19 protein-coding genes are annotated in these 19,697 nt (G+C 65.2%); 2 read left to right on the forward strand and 17 right to left on the reverse strand.

All coding sequences use genetic code 11. The features are described 5' to 3' along the window. Nucleotides 1–10: 10 nt before the first annotated feature. A complete protein-coding gene (locus tag ACYVD0_RS08360) occupies nt 11–1,105 on the reverse strand; it encodes a patatin-like phospholipase family protein (RefSeq protein ID WP_460426385.1) in 1,095 nt (364 codons plus the stop codon). 477 nt (nt 1,106–1,582) lie between these two features. On the opposite strand from ACYVD0_RS08360, the gene ACYVD0_RS08365 reads away from it, so the two are divergent. After that, the gene (locus ACYVD0_RS08365; protein WP_460426437.1) at nt 1,583–2,389 is read left to right on the forward strand and encodes a transposase; all 807 of its coding nucleotides are present in this window, start codon (nt 1,583–1,585) and stop codon (nt 2,387–2,389) included. Between the two features lie 45 nt (nt 2,390–2,434). Here ACYVD0_RS08365 and ACYVD0_RS08370 read toward each other — a convergent pair whose 3' ends face one another. The 14 genes from ACYVD0_RS08370 to ACYVD0_RS08435 all read right to left on the reverse strand — a co-directional run bounded on the left by ACYVD0_RS08370 (nt 2,435) and on the right by ACYVD0_RS08435 (nt 15,332). Then, nucleotides 2,435–3,022, reverse strand: a complete 588-nt coding sequence (locus tag ACYVD0_RS08370; protein ID WP_460426386.1) for an O-methyltransferase — start codon at nt 3,020–3,022, stop codon at nt 2,435–2,437. A 119-nt stretch (nt 3,023–3,141) separates the two neighbouring features. Continuing rightward, nucleotides 3,142–4,275: an eCIS core domain-containing protein gene (locus tag ACYVD0_RS08375; RefSeq protein ID WP_460426387.1), complete on the reverse strand. Its 1,134-nt coding sequence runs from the start codon at nt 4,273–4,275 to the stop codon at nt 3,142–3,144. A gap of 85 nt (nt 4,276–4,360) precedes the next feature. Next, nucleotides 4,361–4,726 (reverse strand): YidH family protein, encoded by a 366-nt coding sequence (locus tag ACYVD0_RS08380; RefSeq protein ID WP_460426388.1) that lies wholly within the window; start codon nt 4,724–4,726, stop codon nt 4,361–4,363. Nucleotides 4,727–4,865: 139 nt separating this feature from the next. Then, the gene (locus ACYVD0_RS08385) at nt 4,866–5,645 is read right to left on the reverse strand and encodes an arylamine N-acetyltransferase family protein (RefSeq protein WP_460426389.1); all 780 of its coding nucleotides are present in this window, start codon (nt 5,643–5,645) and stop codon (nt 4,866–4,868) included. A 318-nt stretch (nt 5,646–5,963) separates the two neighbouring features. Then, nucleotides 5,964–6,449, reverse strand: coding sequence for a GNAT family N-acetyltransferase (locus tag ACYVD0_RS08390; protein WP_460426390.1), 486 nt, complete (start codon nt 6,447–6,449; stop codon nt 5,964–5,966). Nucleotides 6,450–6,527: 78 nt separating this feature from the next. Then, complete coding sequence (locus ACYVD0_RS08395) at nt 6,528–6,812, reverse strand: hypothetical protein (RefSeq protein WP_460426391.1); 285 nt, start codon at nt 6,810–6,812, stop codon at nt 6,528–6,530. A gap of 133 nt (nt 6,813–6,945) precedes the next feature. Beyond that, the gene (locus ACYVD0_RS08400) at nt 6,946–7,437 is read right to left on the reverse strand and encodes a hypothetical protein (protein WP_460426392.1); all 492 of its coding nucleotides are present in this window, start codon (nt 7,435–7,437) and stop codon (nt 6,946–6,948) included. Between the two features lie 304 nt (nt 7,438–7,741). Beyond that, entirely contained in the window at nt 7,742–8,026 is a 285-nt protein-coding gene (locus tag ACYVD0_RS08405; RefSeq protein ID WP_460426393.1) for a hypothetical protein, read from the reverse strand. Between the two features lie 115 nt (nt 8,027–8,141). Further along, nucleotides 8,142–8,516, reverse strand: coding sequence for a cytochrome P450 family protein (locus tag ACYVD0_RS08410; RefSeq protein WP_460426394.1), 375 nt, complete (start codon nt 8,514–8,516; stop codon nt 8,142–8,144). Nucleotides 8,517–8,682: 166 nt separating this feature from the next. Further along, nucleotides 8,683–9,033, reverse strand: coding sequence for a copper-binding protein (locus ACYVD0_RS08415; protein WP_460426395.1), 351 nt, complete (start codon nt 9,031–9,033; stop codon nt 8,683–8,685). Then, entirely contained in the window at nt 9,030–12,185 is a 3,156-nt protein-coding gene (locus ACYVD0_RS08420; RefSeq protein WP_460426396.1) for an efflux RND transporter permease subunit, read from the reverse strand. Before ACYVD0_RS08420 ends, ACYVD0_RS08415 begins: the two co-directional genes overlap by 4 nt. Further along, nucleotides 12,182–13,621, reverse strand: a complete 1,440-nt coding sequence (locus tag ACYVD0_RS08425; protein ID WP_460426397.1) for an efflux RND transporter periplasmic adaptor subunit — start codon at nt 13,619–13,621, stop codon at nt 12,182–12,184. The genes ACYVD0_RS08420 and ACYVD0_RS08425 overlap by 4 nt, the downstream gene beginning before the upstream one ends. After that, a complete protein-coding gene (locus ACYVD0_RS08430) occupies nt 13,618–14,871 on the reverse strand; it encodes a TolC family protein (RefSeq protein WP_460426398.1) in 1,254 nt (417 codons plus the stop codon). The genes ACYVD0_RS08425 and ACYVD0_RS08430 overlap by 4 nt, the downstream gene beginning before the upstream one ends. Nucleotides 14,872–14,972: 101 nt before the next feature. Beyond that, a complete protein-coding gene (locus ACYVD0_RS08435; protein ID WP_460426399.1) occupies nt 14,973–15,332 on the reverse strand; it encodes a hypothetical protein in 360 nt (119 codons plus the stop codon). Between the two features lie 579 nt (nt 15,333–15,911). Between ACYVD0_RS08435 and ACYVD0_RS08440 the strand changes: the two genes are divergently transcribed. After that, nucleotides 15,912–17,618, forward strand: a complete 1,707-nt coding sequence (locus ACYVD0_RS08440; RefSeq protein ID WP_460426400.1) for an ABC transporter ATP-binding protein/permease — start codon at nt 15,912–15,914, stop codon at nt 17,616–17,618. Here the strand turns inward: ACYVD0_RS08440 and ACYVD0_RS08445 are convergent. Next, on the reverse strand, nt 17,604–18,710 hold the full coding sequence (locus ACYVD0_RS08445) for a glycoside hydrolase family 5 protein (RefSeq protein WP_460426401.1): 1,107 nt from the start codon (nt 18,708–18,710) through the stop codon (nt 17,604–17,606). The genes ACYVD0_RS08440 and ACYVD0_RS08445 overlap by 15 nt on opposite strands. Before the next feature lie 269 nt (nt 18,711–18,979). Continuing rightward, entirely contained in the window at nt 18,980–19,693 is a 714-nt protein-coding gene (aqpZ, locus tag ACYVD0_RS08450) for an aquaporin Z (RefSeq protein ID WP_460426402.1), read from the reverse strand. Nucleotides 19,694–19,697 lie beyond the last annotated feature (4 nt).

The raw sequence follows: 19,697 nt of genomic DNA on the forward strand, positions 1-19,697 counted from the left end.
ACATCAGCCGTCATACCCCTTCCAGCAGGGCATCCAGATCCAGAGTCGAACGCTTGCCCAGGTCCGCGCGATGGGCCTCGAGGAAGCCTTCGGCCGCCTTTCGCCCCTGGTCACGCAGCATCGTCAGAAACGCCCACTCCCCGTTCAGCTTCGACGAATAGCCCAGCTCCAGCAATACATCGCTGGAAATGCGGTGAATCCGCATCGATGCCCAGCGGGCGCTTTCGTCATCGCCAAGACAAACCATCTGACGCAGCAGAGCGATCATCTTCAGCTCCTTCAACAGCACGGAATTGAAAGAAACTTCATTGAGGCGGCTGAGGATATTGCGTGCCGAGCGCGGCGTGCCGGGACGTTCGATGGGATTGATCTGCACCAGGATGGTGTCGCTCGACTCGCACTCACGCACCAGCGGGGTGATCGTGGGATTACCGGCATACCCCCCATCCCAGTAGGCATCACCGTCGATCTCGATGGCCTGGAACAGGTTTGGCAGACAGGCCGACGCCAGCAGCGCATCGAGCGTCAGATCGCTGTTGCGGAATACGCGGCCGCGCCCGGTGCGCACATTGGTCGCCGTCACGAACAGCTTGATCGGCCCGTCGGCCAGATGCGAAAAATCGATGGATTCCGCCAGGATGGTGCGCAAGGGATTGTTCCCGGCCGGGTTCAGATCATAGGGGGAGAATACCCGCGCGATCATGTCCATCGTCATGAACATAGGCGAGTAGTCCAGTGTCCAGCGCCCCAGCAACACGTCGAGCGGGCTGCGCCGGAAGGGACTGAACTGCGAGGCCTTCGACACCCTGCGCCAGAACGCCTCCAGCGCGTGGCGGGCACCCGTTGCCCCGTCTCTGGCGTAGCCGTCCACCAGGACGGCCGCATTCATGGCACCGGCCGAGGTCCCCGAAATGCCTTCCAACTGAAGTTTCGGCTCTTCAAGCAGCCGGTCAAGCACGCCCCAAGTAAAAGCTCCATGGGCACCGCCTCCCTGCAGCGCAAGGTCCACCCGCAAAGGACCTTGTTGTGTCCTGTTTGGTCGTGGTGAAGACATGGCTTCCCCCAAAAACAGCGACAAAAGGGATGAGTCCAGGCAACGCTGCATGCAGGCATGCCCGGCTCGTTTCATAGGCAATAAATGACGCAAACTGTGCAATATTTTACTTAAAATCCACTGCGTTATTACTAAAACTTGGAAAAGCCGACAGACGGCTATAGGGGAGTGCAAAAAGCTTGCTATATGCCACTATCCCCGAACAAAGACATTCTCTTGGCGGGTATACCCTTCAGCGACCAATCGGGGATGTCGGGCAATACATCGAAAACTACAATGGCCGCCAGGCTGCCATCGCATTGTCTGCAGTATTGAGGAGCGGCTTTGAAAAGCGATTGGACAGACAAGGCGTGCTCACCCTGCCTGACATCCAGGTGGGGCAACCCGCATTCATCGCCCCGTATTCCGGGCTCAGAGGCTGGGTGATCCACATAAATTATCCTTATAAATCAATAACGTATGGCTTGAAGAGGCCTGCATGGGCGGGCACGTTGGTTGTCACCAAACTGACCGATGTCCCCAGACCCCATGCAGACCGTCCAGTTCTTGCACGCCGCCTTCGCCAAGGCACTCTCCACGATCCATGCCCGCCGTCTCGAAGCCCTGATGGCCGCGGTGGCCGCCCTGCTGCAGGGCCGCCGCCTGACCCTGACCGCACTGGGGCGTTCGATGCCCGGCTCGGCCTGGCCCAGGCATGCCATCGAGCGGGTCGACCGCCTGCTCGGCAACCGCCAGCTGCAGGCCGAGCGGGGGTTGTTCTACTGGGTCATGCGCCGTGCCCTGCCGGGCTCGCTCCGGCATCCGTTGCTCCTGGTGGACGGGTCGCCGATCGATGCCGCCGGCAAGCGGTTCCTGCTGCGGGCCGCGATCCTGCTGGCCGGACGCTCGCTGCCGGTCTGCGAAGTCGTCCACCCGCGCGAGCCCTGGCTGCTGGCCAGCAACCTGCCCGAGGCGCAGTGGAATGCCGCGCAGGTCGTGGCGATCTACCAGCGGCGCATGCAGGTCGAGGAAGGCTTCCGCGATCTGAAGAGCCATCGGCTGGGGAGCGGCCTGGGACTGCATCGCAGCCGCTGCCCGCGGCGCATCGAGATCCTGCTGCTGATTGCCGTGCTGGCCAACTACGCGCTGTGCCTGCTGGGTCTGCAGGCACAGGAGGCGGGGCATGAACGGCGTTTCCAGAGCAACAGTCTCAAGGGCAAGCACGTGCTGTCGCTGTGGCGGCCGGGACTGGAGTATGCACGCACCGGGGCGGGAGCCATTTCCCGGGAGACGCTGCGCAACCTGGAGCTGGCCCTGCGGCGGGAGGTCTACCGGCAAGCGCAGGAACTGGGGTGATTTTGCGGGGATCACTCAGGCTCAGAGGCCGATGGAAGACGAAGCCTATGCAGAGCGCGTGGCCAGGAATTCACCTTTCCCGATGGGCACTAGGCATGACGTGAACTCGGGGTCCGCCTCGACAAGAACGACGAAAGGCGCCAGCTGCTCCGGATGGGAAATGGCATTGTCCACCACAAGCAATCCGCCTTGGCGCACCACCCTTCTGATGTCGGGCCACCAGCCCGGATATTCGGGTCGCTCCGAATCAAGGAAGATCAAATCGAAGCTTTCGTCATTCGCCTCGGCAAGTATCTGCCCCGCGTCGCCATGGATCTGGGCGATCAGCGGAGAGAGACCGGAACGTGCGAAGTTGCGCGCAGCCAATTCAAGCTTGAATTCGGAAAGTTCCACCGTCATGACCCGACCGCCTGTGGCGCGGGCGGCATCGGCGAGCCATAAAGTCGAATAGCCGTTGGACGTTCCAATTTCCAGCACACGCCGGGCATTCGTCGCTCGGATGAGAACCGAAAGGAATTCGCCCGTATCGCGTGTGATGTTCAGCATGCGCCGGGGACGCTCGCTGATCGTGCGGTCGTTCGTTTCGCCGAAGTGTTCGAGTTCGGCGAGCAGTTGCTGCAGTGACTCAGTCATATCCTTCTCCTGACACTCCAATTGGCGGGGAAAGCCCCCCTTCCTTTCGCCCACCCCATTGGGCACGAAAATCACACCTTCAGCAGCTCGTGTTGCCCTCGGACAATCAAGCACCGCGGTCAGGGCACCTGCCCCCCTATCGGTCCCGTCTGACTCGGACAAGAGCAGGGTTCTCCGGAAAGCAGTGGCGTCGCCAGTGGGCATGTCCCGGTGAGGGTTGCGCACCTGTCGCCCAGGTTCTTCTGTTGGGCGGTGCCCGAAAAGCTTCCTTGGGGCGTAACGCAGGCACAGGGGGAGCCAGCACCGATTTCAACATCCAGAGGGCATGAGCCGCGCGCGGTGGCGCATGCATTGGCCGGTACAGGTGGCGGAGCTACCGTCGTGACGTTGTCGCTCGCAGTGTCTGGAATCAGCGAGCCCGCTGCCGCGCCCCCCGGCGTATTGCACCAGCATGGCGTGCCGACCGGTGCCGAGCCATTGACTTGGCATGCAGTGACAGCAGTACCGCACCTGCTGGAGGTATCGCCAACGGGAAAGGGGTAAACCGGACGGTTTGCTGCCGTGGCATCGATCGGGTTGCCGCTGGAGGCCAGCCTTTGAGTGTTTTGCAGACTCGCCCACGCCACATAACGCGTCTCGGCCTCGTATGCCTCCCGTTCCACGGCTTCATAGTTCCTGAGGTATCGAATGGAAAACTCCTGGATACCCCAACGCTGGTATTGATCGACGTGGGTCAATTCATGTGCCCATAGCGTGGGGTTGTAGAGCGCATCGTCGGATTCCTTGAAAATAATTACGTAATCAAGGGTGATCGCCCGTGCATCGCCATAGCGGATTAGATTCAACTGCAACGTGAAGTCATCACCGCCCTGCACCCGGTATCGCGCAGCCTCCAGAACAGGCTCCGGCAGGAAACCTGTGAGGTTGCGCCGAATGTCCGGCGGCATTGGCTGCACGCCATTACGCAGCGCATCGTCGCGCGAGTGGACGATAAGCTCCTGGAGTACGGGTGCCCCGGCCTGCACAAGGGCTTCGTCGAGGGTAATGCCAGCGCCTCCCCCGATTGCCTGAGGTGGCGGAATGAGCGCCTTGATCTGGCGATGGGCCTCGTCAAGCTCGGTACTTCCCTCCGGGGCGACCCCGTTGATGACATCGCCGATCAATCCTCCGGCGTTGGCGACACCGCCCGTAAAGAGGCCAAGAGTAATTCCGGTCACGCGCAACCACTTTGCGATCATCGAATGCTTTCCCATGACCCTCTCCTTTGCCGCCAGAGTGAGCGAGGATACCGCTATCGTCAGCTATCACGCGTTTATCGCATGCATTGTCATGCATGGCTCAGAGCGCATACAGGACAAGCGCCAGACAGGTGCCGAGCAGCGCAACGCTCAGGTTCACGGCAACGCCCCAGCGGGCGCCGTAGCCCGGCGGATACTCGGCAGGTGTCAGCGTCTTCAGAACGATCTGATATTGCCGGGATGAATAGATGGCCACAAAAGCTCCCAGCGCGATAAAGGCCAGGCCAAGCCAGAACGTGACGACAGAGGCCTTCGCCGCCTGGCTGTCGGGGGCGATCGCCTGAACCAGCAGACCGGAGCGCTCGACCACGAAGCCGAAGGCAATCAAGGTCAGGCTGGTCCTGTTCCACGCCAGCAAGGTTCTCTCGGCGGCGAACAGCACCCTGGGGTCTTTCAGGTCGGACATGATCTCTCCTTGGTATTCAACACGGGCAGGCGACGAAGCCGCGGGCCAAGAGGCTCACTCTCTGGAAGAAGAACCCACTGACTTACCTTGCCGCAGCCAGTCGGCCTTGGCGTGGTTTGCCGGGCGGCCCCCTTCACCATCAAAGCATGCCACTCATTCCAGGCAGCCCAAAGGTATTGACCAGAGTCGCGTCGATATCCTCCGCTGTCACGGACTCCACATGAATTTCCCCATCCCTTACCGTCTTCAGCGTATCGCCGAAAAGAATCGCCCTCCCCGTGGGGGCATGGCGCACCACGAGCAGCTTCTGCACAAAAATGGCCTCAGGGTGTGTGGAGTTCAAATAATTTGCCGGCGCAAAATCGATCCACTCCTGAGGCGACAGGTCGAAGGCATATTGATTGACCCACTCCCCATTCACGAGCGCAGCCAATAGATACTCTCGCTCGTTCGGCCGGCTCAGCATGAAGACATCGTCATCTTGCCTCACTTCGGCATCGACCACATCGAGCCGCAGGGGAGCCCGGATGCCATAGCTGCCAAAGCCCAGATCGCACAGCCATTGCTCGCCCTTCAGTGTCAAGACAACAGCCATATGCGTTTTCGGCCGTCTTACCGGGTAGAACATGGGCCGCGCTGCCACGAACCGGTAAGCAATGCCCAGCGCCTCGAGCGCCATGCAAAAGAGTCCATTGACTTCATAGCAATAGCCGCCGCGATTGCGCCCGACTATCTTCTCGACAATCTCCTCCGGCACCAGCGAAACCACCTTGCCCGCCTGAACGTCGAGATTCTCGAACGGCACAGTGAACAACTGGCAGCGCATCAACTTGGTTACGGTGGCAATATCCGCCTGGGCATCGTCGCGATAACCGATTCTCTTGAAATAGTCTTCAAGCGCGAAATTTTCAGCTTTCATGCGTATCCTCCTTGAGGGAGCAGAATACAACCAAAAAACAGATAAAACTTAAGTGCTCGAAGAAAAATAATCCGATATTTTTCCCCTGCATTGCCCGTGCAAGCCACTGAAATACAGGGGTTGGCCTGGTTCGGAACAGCAGAAAACCCAGGGAAATTTCGCTCGAGCACTTACAAGGCAAATCCCAAGACAATGAAAGAGAGTAGCTAATCACGCATCAAGGCAATTTTCGACTATCAAGTCTGCAATAATGCAACCGCGAGCGCATGACAGGGCGAAAACTACGCCAAGGATAAAAAATATTGCTGGAGTGCCGATTCAGATTGCCCTCTGCAACAACTTCATATGAATGAGTGCAACCCGCTTCCCTTTCTTGTCTTTCCGCTCTTCAATGGCATATGGCCTGAACCCAAGCTTCGGGTACAGCAGCAGGCCGACAATATTTTGATTGAAACAGGATACCGTTACCTGAGCGGCTTTATGCTTGGAAAATGCCAACTCAATCATCCGCTCGATGAGATAGCGGCCTACGCCACGCCCACGACTCAGCGGGGATACGATGACATTTCCAATAGAGCAAGCGCCACAGGGCTCCCAGCGATAGAAATTTGCAAAACCGACAACCACACCATCTGCCTCCACGACTGTTGAGTCAGCTCGCTGAGCGACTGCATCCCTCAATGCTTCTACCGTCAGCGGATATGATGCTTTCGGAAACAGAAAATACAATTCCTCTTCGCTCTGTGGAAAATCACATATGCACTGGATATCTTCTTCACTTACAGGTCTGGCAAGAAGCAGCATTCGCTCTGGAAACCCAATAATTGATCTGCAGGGTACGCCTCAGCGTGTCTCTATGAGCGAGCGACTTTGAACCCACCGTCATGTGGCACCGACACCATCCACGAATGCCAAAGCCGCACCCAACACAAGTAGTGAAACCATGCCTGCCAAACACGCTGACATGGCCACAGGACGTGACGCTTTCTCGTATTCGCCGATTTGCTCCTTCGGAAACGAGTTAAGGCTGAGCACCCTGCAAATGCACCAGCCAACCCACCCGGCAACCACTTCGAAGAGCATTTCAAACACAAGCCACAGTACCAGGCGAACCAGGTAAAGCCCCTTCCATAGCGGCTTCAGCGCGTGATCCACTATTCCATCCATGCATGGATTCCCTACATCCACATGACAGTTTGACGAACAGCCCATGAGGCCAACACGTCCAGGTCATTCGACTCGCCCCTCTGAAGGCCACGCCAGCGATGGGCTCGCGGCTGGTACTGGGGAGGAAGCCCCCTCACTCCGCCATCGCATCCGTCCCATGCTCGGACAACTGGGCGCCGAACCAACGATGAACGGCGGTGATCATCTCGAGGTCGCCGGCCTCGAAACGGATTTCACCGCCGTTGGGCAACGGCGCGTAGGTGACCTTCATTCGCGAGGCGCCGGCCTCCAGCTCCTTGAGGCCCGGCATGCTCTCGCCATGCAGGCTGGCCGGGATGGAGAAGTCGCCGCTGGAGAAGCGCGCCAACAAGTGCAGGAGGTGCCGCTGGATGCTCGGCAGCTGATCCGCCGCGCTCGCCGTGCGGATGACGACCCGCATGCTGCCGCCGGTTTCGGTCATGCGAAAGACGTGCAGGGTGCGACTGAGGGTGAAGGGCATCACGCTGTGGCCCAACTCATGGATTTGCTCCTGGCGGCTCTGCGGCGAGGAGTTATTGCTGGCCAGGGCCGGCACGGCGAGGCAGGCACACAGGCCAACGACTAACAGGCGTGAATATCCAAACATAGGTATTGCTTAATTCCGACAATTGCACGTCGAAGCGCTGGGAGGCGCGACAGGATTCGGGCTGAGCTCTGCGGACGACTCCTTGCCACAGCGCCGACAGAAAATTATAGCGTACAGGCAGCGGAGTCCAATGGCAGCTCAATGGCGCGGTCCAGGGCAATCGCATGAAGGGGCAGGCGCAGAGCCGTTCACTCCCTCTCCCGCGTGCGGGAGAGGGCTGGGGAGAGGGAAAACAAGCCATCGCTGCCCATTTGCCCGCTCCCCCGGCCCCCCTCCCATGAATGGGTGAGGGGAGTAAAGTCGTTCACGCGATTGCCCTGACGATGAAGGTGAGGTAGACGGCGACCGCCACGACGGGCCTGATTACATTCAGCAGTTCGATCGCGGCCGCATGGAGGTCGAACAGGGTGCCATCCGCCTCGAGATGCCAGGAAATCACGTGGGCTGCACTTTCCGGTAGGGGTTGCAGCCGTCCGGCCCGAATCATGGCGATGACATCCTCGATCCAGAACTCGCTCCGCTTGCGTGCCAGACGCGACCGCCAATACTTCGGCCCCAGCAGCGTAATCGAACAGCAAGGCGACCTCATGCGCACGGCGCCCGGCTTCTTCCTCGGCAAGCGGAACCCAAGCCCATGCGCATACGGCCCAGGTCAGCATTTCCTGCAGCGAGTCGTAGAGAACCACCCTTTCCATCGACGCCCATCACCGCCCGCATGCTCGCCACTCGCTGCGAGCCGCCTCGACCAGCAGGGCGACCCTCACGGGGTCCATGAGCAGCGCAACGAACATGCGCTTGCGGTGCCGGTGCGCGTCGCCATCCAGTCCCTGCACCCCGCCCACGCCGAAAAGGCTTTTCTGCACCCGGCGCGGCATCGCGCCCTGACGCATGAAGCGCTCGGGCTCGTAGAACAGCCGGGCCGCCTCGGCTCCGCTCATGCAGAGGGTCATTGTCAGCAGGAGCCGGGTTTCGAAAAGTTCCGAACCGTGGAGGCGACACCGCTTGGCGATGAACCGATAGGGGTCGTGTATCAGGGCCAGCGTGCTGTCCTGGCCTTTGTCGCGGGGAATCCGGTGCATGGGTCGCTCCTCCCGTGCGCTGCCGCATTCGATCGTCGCGGCGGCATTCCTCCCTTCGACTGCAGCGTGCCTCGATTGCTCGCCGGGGCTCGTACCGCCGGTAGCGAGTCTGGCACCAGCGGCCGTGCAACGCCGAAGGGGCCGGCCGGGCCGGCCCCGCCGGGGGTCAGGACTGGCCTTGGATGCTGACGATGGTCGCCATGCCCTCGTGGGTGAATTCGAAGCTTACCTTGTCACCCGCCTTGAGCCCTTCCATCTGCTCGGCAGTGGCTTTGAACGGCATGACCATGGCCGGCCACTTCAGCACCGGGACCGGGCCGTGGGCAATGGTGATGGCGCCCTTCTGCGGGTCGAGCTTCTTCACCGTGCCGGTGGCGCTGGCGGTGGCGGGCTTGGCGGCGGCAGCCTGATGGGTCATCTGTCCGTGGCCGTCGTGGCCGGGCATCGCCTGCCTTTCGGCAGCCTGCACGGCCGGAACCAGGGCAAGGACGGCAATCGCGAAAAACGGAACTTTCATGGTTGTACTCCGGTTTGGATTGAGGTTGGTGAAGCCTGCCGGCGGCGCATCAGGCGATAGGCCGCCGGCAGGACGAACAGGGAGAGCAGCGGCGCACTGACCATGCCGCCGACCATGGGCGCGGCGATGCGGCTCATGATCTCGCTGCCGGTACCGCTGCCCCAGAGGATCGGCAGCAGGCCGGCGATGATCACCGCCACGGTCATCGCCTTGGGCCGCACGCGCTGCACGGCGCCCTCGCGGATGGCCTCGAGCAGCGCCGCCTCGTCGCTCTGGCCGACGGCCAGACGTTCGTGCCAGGCGTTCTTCAGGTACAGCAGCATGATCACGCCGAACTCGGCGGCGACCCCGGCCAGGGCGATGAAGCCGACGCCGGTGGCCACCGACAAGTGGTAGCCGAGCAGGTAGAGGAACCAGACCCCACCGGTGAGGGCGAACGGCAGGGTGGCCATGATCAGCAGGGCCTCGCCGAAGCGGGAGAAGGTCAGGTAGAGCAGTACGAAGATGATCAGCAAGGTGGCCGGCACCACCAGCTTGAGGCGGGCGTTGGCACGCTCGAGGAACTCGAACTGGCCGGAGAAGCTGAGGCTCATGCCCGGCTCCAGGCGGACCTCCCGTTCGATCGCCGCGCGCAGGTCGGCCACCACCGAGGCCAGGTCGCGGCCGCGCACGTCGACGTAGACCCAGCCGGAGAGGCGCGCGTTCTCGCTTTTCAGCATCGGCGGACCGTCGCTGATGCCGATCCGCGCCACGGTGCCGAGGGTGATCTGGCTGCCCCGAGGGGTGTAGATCGGCAGCTCGCGCAGGGCGGTGATCGAGTCGCGCCATTCGCGCGGATAGCGCAGGTTGATCGGATAGCGGGCCAGCCCCTCGACGGTCTCGCCGATGGTCCGGCCGCCGACGGCGCCGGCGACGATGGCCTGCACGTCGGCGATGTTCAACCCGTAGCGGGCGGCGGCGGCGCGGTCGATGTCGACGTCGACGTAGCGCCCGCCGGCGAGGCGCTCGGCCAGCGCCGAGGCGACGCCCGGCACCGTCTTGGCGACGCGCTCCACCGCCTGGGTCGCCGCGTCGATCCGCGCCAGGTCGGTGCCGGCGACCTTGACCCCAATGGGGCTCTTGATCCCGGTGGCGAGCATGTCGATGCGGTTGCGGATCGGCGGAATCCACAGGTTGGCCAACCCCGGTACCTGCACCGTCCGGTCCAACTCCTCGATCAGCTTCTCCGGGGTCATGCCCGGCCGCCACTGGTCCTTGGGCTTGAACTGGATGGTGGTCTCGAACATCTCCAGCGGTGCCGGGTCGGTGGCGCTGTCGGCGCGTCCGGCCTTGCCGAACACCCGCGCCACCTCGGGCACCGACTTGATCAGGCGGTCGGTCTGCTGCAGCAGCTGGCTCGCCTTCTGCGCCGAAAGCCCCGGCAGCGCGGTGGGCATGTAGAGCAGGTCGCCCTCATCCAGGGGCGGCAGGAACTCGCCGCCCAAGCGGCTGGCCGGCCAGAGGCTGGTGAGAAACACCAGCAGGGCCGCCACCAGGGTCGCCCTGGGCCAGCGCAGCACCCACTCCAGGGCCGGGCGGTATAGGCGGATCAACAGGCGGTTGAGCGGGTTCTGCGCCTCGTCGGGTATCCGTCCGCGAATCCAGTAGCCCATCAGCACCGGCACCAGGGTCACCGACAGCCCTGCCGCAGCGGCCATGGCGTAGGTCTTGGTGAAGGCCAGCGGGCCGAACAGCCGTCCTTCCTGGGCCTCCAAGGTGAACACCGGGATGAACGACAGGGTGATGATCAGCAGGCTGAAGAACAGCGCCGGGCCGACCTCCATCGCCGCCTCGGTGATCACCCGCCAATGGGTATCGCCCGAAAGCCTCTGGCCCGGATGCGCCGCGCGCCAGTGCTCAATGTGCTTGTGGGCGTTCTCGATCATCACCACCGCGGCGTCGACCATGGCGCCGACGGCTATGGCGATGCCGCCGAGGGACATGATGTTGGCGTTGATCCCCTGGCGCTGCATGACGATGAAGGCGATCAATACGCCCACCGGCAACGAGACGATGGCCACCAGCGACGAGCGCAGGTGCCAGAGGAATAGCGCGCAGACCAGCGCCACCACGATGAACTCCTCGACCAGCTTGTGGCTGAGGTTCTCCACTGCGCGGTCGATCAGCCCGCTGCGGTCGTAGGTGGTGACGATCTCCACGCCTTCGGGCAGAGTCTTCTGCAGCTCGGCCAGCCGCGTCTGCACCGCAGCCAGGGTGTCCCGGGCGTTCTTGCCGCTGCGCAGGATCACCACACCGCCTACCACCTCGCCCTCCCCGTCCAGTTCGGCGATGCCGCGGCGCATCTCGGGGCCGAGCCGCACCCGGCCCACCTCGCCCAGGGTCACCGGCACACCGTTGGCGTCCAGGCGCAGAGGGATGGCGCGGAAGTCCTCGAGGGTCTGCAGGTAGCCGGAAGCGCGCACCATGAACTCGGTCTCCGCCAGCTCCAGCACGCTGCCGCCGGTCTCCCGATTCGCGCGCTCGACGGCGCTGGCTATCTGCTGCTGGGTCACTCCGCGGCTGGCCATGCGCACCGGGTCGAGGACCACCTGATACTGCTTGACCATGCCGCCGATGCTGGCCACCTCGGCGACGTTGGGCAGGGTCTTCAGCTCGTAGCGCAGGAACCAGTCCTGCAGCGAGCGCAGCTGGGCCAGGTCGTGCCCGCCCGTGCGGTCGACCAGCGCGTACTGGTAGATCCAGCCGACCCCGGTGGCGTCCGGCCCCAGTGCGGGGCGGGCCTCGGCGGGCAGGCGGTCTTGCACCTGGCTCAGGTATTCGAGCACCCGCGAGCGGGCCCAGTAGAGGTCGGTGCCGTCCTCGAACAGCACGTAGACGTAGCTATCGCCGAAGAAGGAATAGCCGCGCACCGTCTTCGCCCCCGGCACCGAGAGCATGGTGGTGGACAACGGGTAGGTGACCTGGTTCTCGACGATCTGCGGCGCCTGTCCGGCGTAGGGCGTGCGGATGATCACCTGCACGTCGGATAGGTCCGGCAGGGCGTCGATGGCGCTGTGCCTGACCGACCAGACGCCCCAGGCGACAGCGAACAGGGTCGCGAGCAGGACCAGGAAGCGGTTGGCCACCGACCAGCGGATGAGCGAAGCGATCATGGCTGCCCCTCCAGTTTCTCGAGGCGCTCGATGAGCAGGCCCTCGTCGGTCTGGCGCACGCCGACGCGGACCCGGTCGCCCACCTTGAAGCCCTTGGCCAAGGCGGGGTCGGCCAGCGGGAAGGGCATGGTCATGCCGGGCATGTCGAGGCTCTTGAAGGGACCGTGTTCGAGCCCGAGCATGTCGCCGTCGATCTCGACGATGGAGCCCACCGCCTCGTGCAGGGCCGGCGCGCCGGCCGGCTGGCCGAGGCGCCGGGCGAGCAGTCCGCGCAGGCTGGCCTCGGAGTCGAGCAGGAACTGGCCGGAGGCAACCACCCGCTGGCCCTCCTCCAGCCCCTCCAGCACCTCGGTGCGGTCTGCGCTCTCGCGGCCGCTGCGCACCTCCACCGGACGGTAGCGGCCCTCCTCCTCGGCGAGCATGACCAGCGTGCGTCGGCCGCTGCGCAGCACCGCCTCGCTCGGGACCACCAGCGCCGTTCCGGCGGCCCGCTTCAGGGTCGTCTCGGCGGTCATGCCGGGATGCAGGCGGCCCTCCGGGTTGGGCAGCTCTACCCGCACCCGCACCGTACGGCTGTCCAGGTTGGCCTGCGGCAGCAGGGCGGCGACCCGCCCCTCCAGCACCTCGCCGGGAAAGGCCGGCAGGCGCGCCTCGACACGCTGTCCGGCGGCGAGACCGGCGACCTGCGCCTCGGGCACCGCCACCTCCAGCCAGACGTTGCCCAGGCCGTTGATCCGCGCCAGCGGCGCGCCGGCGGCCAGAGTCATGCCCTCGCGCACCTCCAGCGTTTGCAGCACGCCGGCAATAGGGCTGACGATGGTCCACAGCCGCTGGGCCTTGCCTGTACGCTCGAGGCGCGCGATCAGTTCGCCCGGTATGCCAGCCAGGCGCAGGCGCTGGCGGGCTGCCGCCAGCAGCGCCGGCTCGCCGAGGCCGCGCAGGGCGAGGAATTCCTCCTGCGCCGCCGCCCACTCCGGTACCAGCAGGTCGGCCAGCGGCGCGCCCTTCTCCACCAGGTCCTCAGGAGCCCGGTCGTAGACCCGCTCGACGAAGCCGCCGCTGCGCGCCTGGACCAGCGCCACATCGCGCGCGTCGAAGGTCAGGGTGCCGACCGCCTCGAGATCCTCGCCGAACCGCTCGCGACGGACCGTCGCCACGCGCATGCCGAGGTTCTGGACCACGCTGGGGTCAATGCGCAGGGCCGCGCCCTCGCCACCGTCGTCGGCGTAGCGCGGCACCAGGTCCATGTCCATGAAGGGCGACTTGCCGGGCTTGTCGAAATGCTGCTGCGGGTACATGGGGTCATACCAGTAGAGCACCTCGCGCCCGCCGTCCGCCTCGGCGGCCTGCAGCCGGGCCGTGGCGGACAGGGCCGCGACGCTGATGGCCACGGGCAGGCCGAGCAGCAGCGCCAGTCGTTTGATTGACGGGTTCATGGGGCGTCTTCTCCGTAGGCGAAATGCAGGCGGGCGCCGCTCAGGGCGCGCTGCTCGGTCAGTTCGATGCGGCGCAAGCGGGTTTCCACCCGTTCGCGGCGGGCGTCGACCACGGCGACCAGTTCGCCGGCGCCGCCGGAATAGTCGGCCATCGCCAGCGCCACCTTCTTCTCGGCGAGCGGCAGCAGGGTCTTTTCCAGGCGTTCGAGGGCACGTTCGAGGCGCCGGTATTCGGCCAGGTCCTCCTCCAGCGCCAGGGCGTGCTCGCGCAGCAGGGCCTCGCGCTCGGCCGCCACCTCGACGACCCGGGCCTGGCGGGCGGCGATCTTCGGGTCCTGGCGCGAACCGGGGAAAATCGGCAGGTCGACGCTCAGGCGCAGACTGACCATGTCGGTGTAGTCGCGGCCGCGCTTCTGATAGTCGACCTCCCAGCTCCAGTCCGGCCGCTTGTCGGCGGCGGCCCGACGTACCTCGGCCTCGGCCTGGCGCGCCAGGGGGGCGAAGGCGGCCAGTTCGGGATGTTCGTCGAGGTTGTGCCGATAGTGCTCGGCATCGGCCGTCCACTGCGGCCAGTTGCCGACCGGCGTGGCGCCGGCGGACGGGCCGATCCAGCGGCGCAGGGCCGCCTGGGCGACGGCGCGGCTGCGCAGCAGGACATCCTCCCGCTCGCCCAGCAGGGCGTACTCCTGGGCGGGCAACACGCCGTCCGCCGCCCGGCCGCGGCCGCCGGCGATCCGAGCCCTGACCGCGCGCTCGAACAGACGGTTTTCCGTGTAGAAGCGCTGGAACAGCTCCAGCTTGCGCTCCACCGCCAGCGCGGCGATCCACGCCAGGGCGGTTTCCCGGCGCACGAGCAGGCGCTCGATGCGCCGCCGGGCGTCGGCCACGTCCACGCCGGCCTCGGCGACCTCGACGCGGGCGCGGCGTTTGGCGCGGTTGGGCACCTCCTGCATGACGCCAATCATGCGCATGCTCATGGGATCCTGGTCGAGCTGCCAGCCGCCGTCGCCCTCGATGGGCACGTTCTGCAGGCCGAGGGCCAGTTTGGGGTCCGGCAGCTCGCCGGCGGGAATGGCGGCACTGCGGGCCGCCTGCAGATTCGCCGTGCGGGCGGCCATCGAGGGCGCCTCGCGCTCAGCCAGGCGCAGGGCCTCGTCCAGGGTGAGGGCGGCCGCCGCCCCGGGCAGGGCCAGCGCGCACGCCACCAAGGTCGCCACGCACGGGCATCCCCTCAGACATCGGAGGTTCATGTTCAGGATTCCTGTGATGTTCCGGCGCAGGCCCGAGCGGGCATGCGCATTGCGCCGCACGACCGAAGGGGCGGCGGAGGGCGTTCAGGACACGGGAGGAGTCAGGCGCGCGGCGGGTGCCAGATGGGCTCCGGCGCGAAGACCGGGAGGGCGTGAGCGCTGTGGGACGGGATCTGCCGCCCCGGCGGCAGCAGCGGCGGCTTGGCTGTGGCGACCTGGAACGGGCTGCCAGACTTGCACTGGTGGCCGTCCTTGCATAGATGCCCGCCCGGCGGGGCGGATGGGTGATCGTCGTGGCAGCCGCAGTCCGGGCCCGCCACCATGGTCCCGTCGTCATGCTGCATTTGCATTTGCGTCTGCATGGGGCAGGGCTGCACCTGCACCTTGACGCCTGCCATCCCGTTGATGGGAAGCGCAAGGCACAGCAGCAGGTACAGACAGAGGCGCAGGTGGCGGTTCATGGGCCTCAGTCTACTGGGCGGGCCGGCCCCCGGCAATTGCCAGGCCAGTACCAGAGTGTCGCGGCATGACGGACACGGCGCCCTGCCCGACAAACGAGCAGGCCACCGGCTACGCTATCCGTAGCAGCCGTTCGGCCGCAATGCGCCGGCCGCCCCGCAGCAACAACATGGACCTGTCCCCACCCTGGCGATCCCTCGCCAAAGCCGAGATCGCCGTGTCCGGCCCCGGAACGGCGTTGAAGGGCGGGCCGCTGATGTCGTACGTCGCCAACCGGCGGCGGAGATGAAAGGAATGTCGTTCTGCGAGTCGAGGATATTCCTGCAGGCGGACGGCCAGTGGTCGGGATGGCGCGAAGCGCGTCGCGCGGACATCCCGAACGGAGCACACTGGCACGCCTCGTCTGCCGGACGCAAACGGCTTGAAGCCATTCCCCCGCGCCTGATACCGGACGGTCATCGCAGTCTGTCCGCCATCCTCCAGACACTGCCTCAACTGGCGCGCAGACAGGGGATTATCGAATGTCGATGAATCAGAACAGTCCAAACCCTCCCCCCCTGAGGTGGCAGTTCGCCAATCTGGTGAGACCCTACTGGAGCAGCGAGCGCAAGTGGCTGGTACGCGGCGCCGTGGGGATTCTGCTGCTGCTGACCCTCGGCCAGGTCGGCCTGGCGATCTGGACCAGCTACTGGCACCGCGAACTCTTCGACGCCCTCGAGGCGCGCTCGCTCAACACCCTGATGCTGCAGATCGCCACCTTCGCGCTGATCTTCGCCCTGACTATGCTGGTCACCGCGCTGCACCTGCACGTCAAGCGCTGGCTGCAGTTGGACTGGCGACAGTGGCTGACCCTGCGCCTGCTCGACCAGTGGCTGGCGCGCGCCCACCACTACAAACTGCAGTTCACCAGCGGCGAGCACGACAACCCCGACGGGCGCATCGCCGAGGACATCCGCATCGCCACCGAGAACGCGATCACCCTCGCCCATTCGCTGGTCTTCTCCCTGCTGATCCTCGGCAGCTTCGTCGATATCCTGTTCAAGCTCTCCGGCACCCTGGCGCTGCCCGGCACCAACATCGTCATCCCCGGCTTCCTGGTGCTGCTGGCCTTCCTCTACGCCGGCGGCGGCAGCGTGCTGGGCCTGCTGCTCGGCCGGCAGCTGACCCTGTCCACCAACCGGCTGCAGACGGTCGAGGCGAACCTGCGCTTCGGCCTGGCCCGGGCCAGGGAGAATTCCGAGCCGATCGCCCTGATGCACGGCGAGGGGATCGAGCGCGACTACGCCGGTCGGCTGTTCGCCGATGTCGGCCGCGGCTGGAACCGGCAGACCATCAGCTACCTCGGCATCGTGTCCTTTTCCGCCGGCTACGGCGCCCTCTTGCCGGTGTTCCCGGTCCTGGTCGCGGCGCCGCAGTACATCACCGGGGCGATGAGCCTCGGCGTGCTGATGCAGGCAGCGCAGGCCTTCCAGCGCCTGACCTCGGCGCTCTCCTGGCCGATCGACAATCTTGGCGAGCTGGCCCGGTGCAAAGCCTCGGCGGACCGGGTGGCCAGCCTGTACAACGACATGCTGCAATTGGAGGCGCGGGCACTACAGCCGCTGGAACACCGCATCGAGCTGGGTCACGGGCGGGCCAACGAGCTGGTGTTCCGCGACCTGTGCCTGGCCAATCCGGATGGCGAGATCCTCGTCGAACGCCTCAACGCCACCATCCGCCGGGGCGAGCGGGTGCTGATCGCCGGTGATCCGGCGGTGACCATCAGCCTGTTCAAGGCGGTGGCCGGGCTGTGGCCGTGGGGCAACGGCGAGATCCTGCTGCCCGACGATGCTGGCATGGTCTTCCTCTCGCAGCACCCCTTCCTGCCCGACGGCAGTCTGGAGTCGGTGCTCAGCTACCCGCGCGAGCCCGGCCATTTCAGCCGGACGGAGCTTCACCATGCACTGGAATGCGCCGGGGTGGCCTGGCTGGCCCCTCGGCTGGTGGAGGCCGACAGCTGGGGCCGGGTGCTGCCGCTGCGGGCCCAGCAGTGCCTGGGCATCGCCCGGCTGATCCTGCACCAGCCGCCCTGGGTGTTCCTCGAGGAGGCCACCGACGCCTTCGATCCCAAGGGCGAGGACTACATGCTGGAGATGCTCTGCCGCGAGCTGCCCGACTCGACCCTGCTGACCATCAGCTTCCACGCCGGGCTCGAACATCACCACTCGCGCAAGCTGATCCTCAACCGCCAAGTCGAGCCGCGCTTTCTCACCTGCGCCAACGAGCTGTGCGCGCTACACAAACGCTGAGGGCAGCCAGCCGCGCTCGACGCTGTCGCGGAAGCTCCAGGCCGGGGTGGTTTCGGTCTTGTAGCTCCAGAAGAACCAGCCCTGGTACTTCTCGAAGCAGGCCAGCTGGGCGGCGGCGTAGCCGCGGTAGGCGACGCTCTCCTGGAAGGCGTCCATGTGCTCCAGGGCATGGTTGAACGGCCCCTCGGCCCACAGCGACACCACCTTCAAGTCCAGCCCCAGGCTCCACTCGCCGCAGATGGTCGGCAGGCCCAACTCGGTGATGATGGCGTCGGCCTCGGTCTTCCAGTCCCCGGCGGCCTTGCGCAGGTGGCCGTAGATGTCCATGTCGATGTCGCAGCGCTCGAAGCACTGGTAGCGGTGGATGTCGAACAACACGTTCTGCCACTGCGGTGGCTGCATGAAGCCCAGGTACTCGCGGAAGTTGCGGAAGCCGTCGTGGAAGACCACCGCCACCCGCTCGGCCGGGCAGTGCCGGCGGATACGCGCGTAGGCGTCCAGATAGTAGGCCTTGAGGTAGTCGGTGGGCACGTCCCAGCGCGGCTCGTTGAGCACCTCGATGGCGTGCAGCGCCGGGTGTTCGCGGTAGCGCTCGGCCAGGCGCTCCAGCACCGACAGCGCATGCTCGCGGTACTCCGGGCGGGTATGCCACTCGCAGATGTCCTTGATCCCGCCGTTGTCGAAGCCGTTCTGGCAGCCGGGCGCAGCATGCAGGTCAAGCACCACGCGCAGGCCGCACTCCCTGGCCCAGTCCATGGCGCGGTCGAGCACCTCGATGCCGCCCTCGACAAAGGGATAGCGGGCCTTGCCGTAGCTCGGATGATAGGGGTAGTCCGGGCCGAAGATCCAGTGGCCGACCGGAATGCGCACGGCATTCAGGCCGCGCTCGGCCAGCCAGGCGAAGTCGTCGCGGGTGATCCAGCAGTTCCAGTGGCTACGCAGCCGCTCGCCGGCCCGCTCGCCCAGCTCGGCACACCAAGTGGTTTCGTCGGTGGCCGCCAGTCCCTCGAACAGGCTCGGCACCATCCATTTCTCCAGCACCAGCCAACTGCCCAGATTGACCCCACGCAATTTCAGGTTGTTGTTGTGCATCCTTGCGCTCCCCTGCGGAAAAGTCTTTCCGACAAGCATAGATGGCCCGTCTCGCTGGAGCCCGGGACGGCGCAGGGCGAAGGCGGTCTGCAGGAAGAGCCAGGCTCCGCCGGAACTGGTCTCGACGCCGGTAGTGAAAAACCGTTATGCGTGTTTTGCACCTTACGGACGGATGCCGATAGCGTCGCGGCTTTTGCCGGGTGGGTAAGCACGCAGCGTTACCCAGCGAATGACGAGAGAGAAGCCGGGTGGCTTGCCCGGCACTCCTGTCAGCCGCGCGCCGGTTGCCGAGCGAGACCGGTATCCTCGGCGATCAGCCTATAGACGAAGGCCCCGATCACTGCCCCGACGATGGGTGCGACCCAGAACAGCCAGAGCTGGCCGATGGCCCAGTCGCCGACGAACAGGGCGACGCCGGTGCTGCGCGCCGGGTTCACCGAGGTGTTGGTCACCGGGATGCTGATCAGGTGGATCAGCGTCAGGGCCAGGCCGATGGCGATGGGGGCAAAGCCGGCGGGGGCGCGCTTGTCCGTGGCGCCGAGGATGACCAGCAGGAAGAACAGGGTCATTACCACCTCGCTCACCAGCGCCGCCAGCAGCGAATAGCCGCCCGGCGAATGGGCGCCGTAGCCGTTGGAGGCGAAGCCCTTGGCGACGTCGAAGCCGGGAGCGCCGCTGGCAATGACGAAGAGAACACCGCCCGCCGCGATCCCGCCGAGCACCTGGGCCGCGATGTAGGGAGCCAGATCCTTGGCCGGAAAGCGCCCGCCGGCCCAGAGGCCGATGGACACGGCCGGATTCAGGTGACAGCCGGAGATGTGGCCGACGGCATAGGCCATGGTGAGCACCGTCAGCCCGAATGCCAGCGAGACGCCGAGCAGACCAATGCCGACGTCCGGGAAGGCCGCCGCGAGGACTGCACTGCCGCAGCCGCCGAGCACCAGCCAGAAGGTTCCGAGAAACTCCGCGCCATACCTGTTCATTTTT

The organism is Azotobacter armeniacus (genome assembly GCF_054779355.1).

Excerpts from the sequence above, each read along its gene's own strand:
- ACYVD0_RS08390 (WP_460426390.1), bottom strand. The coding sequence starts at position 6,449 with ATGCTGCTTCTTGCCAGACCTGTAAGTGAAGAAGATATCCAGTGCATA.
- ACYVD0_RS08445 (WP_460426401.1), bottom strand. The coding sequence starts at position 18,710 with ATGCACAACAACAACCTGAAATTGCGTGGGGTCAATCTGGGCAGTTGG.
- ACYVD0_RS08375 (WP_460426387.1), bottom strand. The coding sequence starts at position 4,275 with ATGGGAAAGCATTCGATGATCGCAAAGTGGTTGCGCGTGACCGGAATT.
- ACYVD0_RS08420 (WP_460426396.1), bottom strand. The coding sequence starts at position 12,185 with ATGATCGCTTCGCTCATCCGCTGGTCGGTGGCCAACCGCTTCCTGGTC.
- ACYVD0_RS08425 (WP_460426397.1), bottom strand. The coding sequence starts at position 13,621 with ATGAACCCGTCAATCAAACGACTGGCGCTGCTGCTCGGCCTGCCCGTG.
- ACYVD0_RS08415 (WP_460426395.1), bottom strand. The coding sequence starts at position 9,033 with ATGAAAGTTCCGTTTTTCGCGATTGCCGTCCTTGCCCTGGTTCCGGCC.
- ACYVD0_RS08385 (WP_460426389.1), bottom strand. The coding sequence starts at position 5,645 with ATGAAAGCTGAAAATTTCGCGCTTGAAGACTATTTCAAGAGAATCGGT.
- ACYVD0_RS08410 (WP_460426394.1), bottom strand. The coding sequence starts at position 8,516 with ATGCACCGGATTCCCCGCGACAAAGGCCAGGACAGCACGCTGGCCCTG.
- ACYVD0_RS08395 (WP_460426391.1), bottom strand. The coding sequence starts at position 6,812 with ATGGATGGAATAGTGGATCACGCGCTGAAGCCGCTATGGAAGGGGCTT.
- ACYVD0_RS08405 (WP_460426393.1), bottom strand. The coding sequence starts at position 8,026 with ATGAGGTCGCCTTGCTGTTCGATTACGCTGCTGGGGCCGAAGTATTGG.
- ACYVD0_RS08430 (WP_460426398.1), bottom strand. The coding sequence starts at position 14,871 with ATGAACCTCCGATGTCTGAGGGGATGCCCGTGCGTGGCGACCTTGGTG.
- ACYVD0_RS08435 (WP_460426399.1), bottom strand. The coding sequence starts at position 15,332 with ATGAACCGCCACCTGCGCCTCTGTCTGTACCTGCTGCTGTGCCTTGCG.
- ACYVD0_RS08380 (WP_460426388.1), bottom strand. The coding sequence starts at position 4,726 with ATGTCCGACCTGAAAGACCCCAGGGTGCTGTTCGCCGCCGAGAGAACC.
- ACYVD0_RS08360 (WP_460426385.1), bottom strand. The coding sequence starts at position 1,105 with ATGCAGCGTTGCCTGGACTCATCCCTTTTGTCGCTGTTTTTGGGGGAA.
- ACYVD0_RS08365 (WP_460426437.1), top strand. The coding sequence starts at position 1,583 with ATGCAGACCGTCCAGTTCTTGCACGCCGCCTTCGCCAAGGCACTCTCC.
- ACYVD0_RS08370 (WP_460426386.1), bottom strand. The coding sequence starts at position 3,022 with ATGACTGAGTCACTGCAGCAACTGCTCGCCGAACTCGAACACTTCGGC.
- aqpZ (WP_460426402.1), bottom strand. The coding sequence starts at position 19,693 with ATGAACAGGTATGGCGCGGAGTTTCTCGGAACCTTCTGGCTGGTGCTC.
- ACYVD0_RS08400 (WP_460426392.1), bottom strand. The coding sequence starts at position 7,437 with ATGTTTGGATATTCACGCCTGTTAGTCGTTGGCCTGTGTGCCTGCCTC.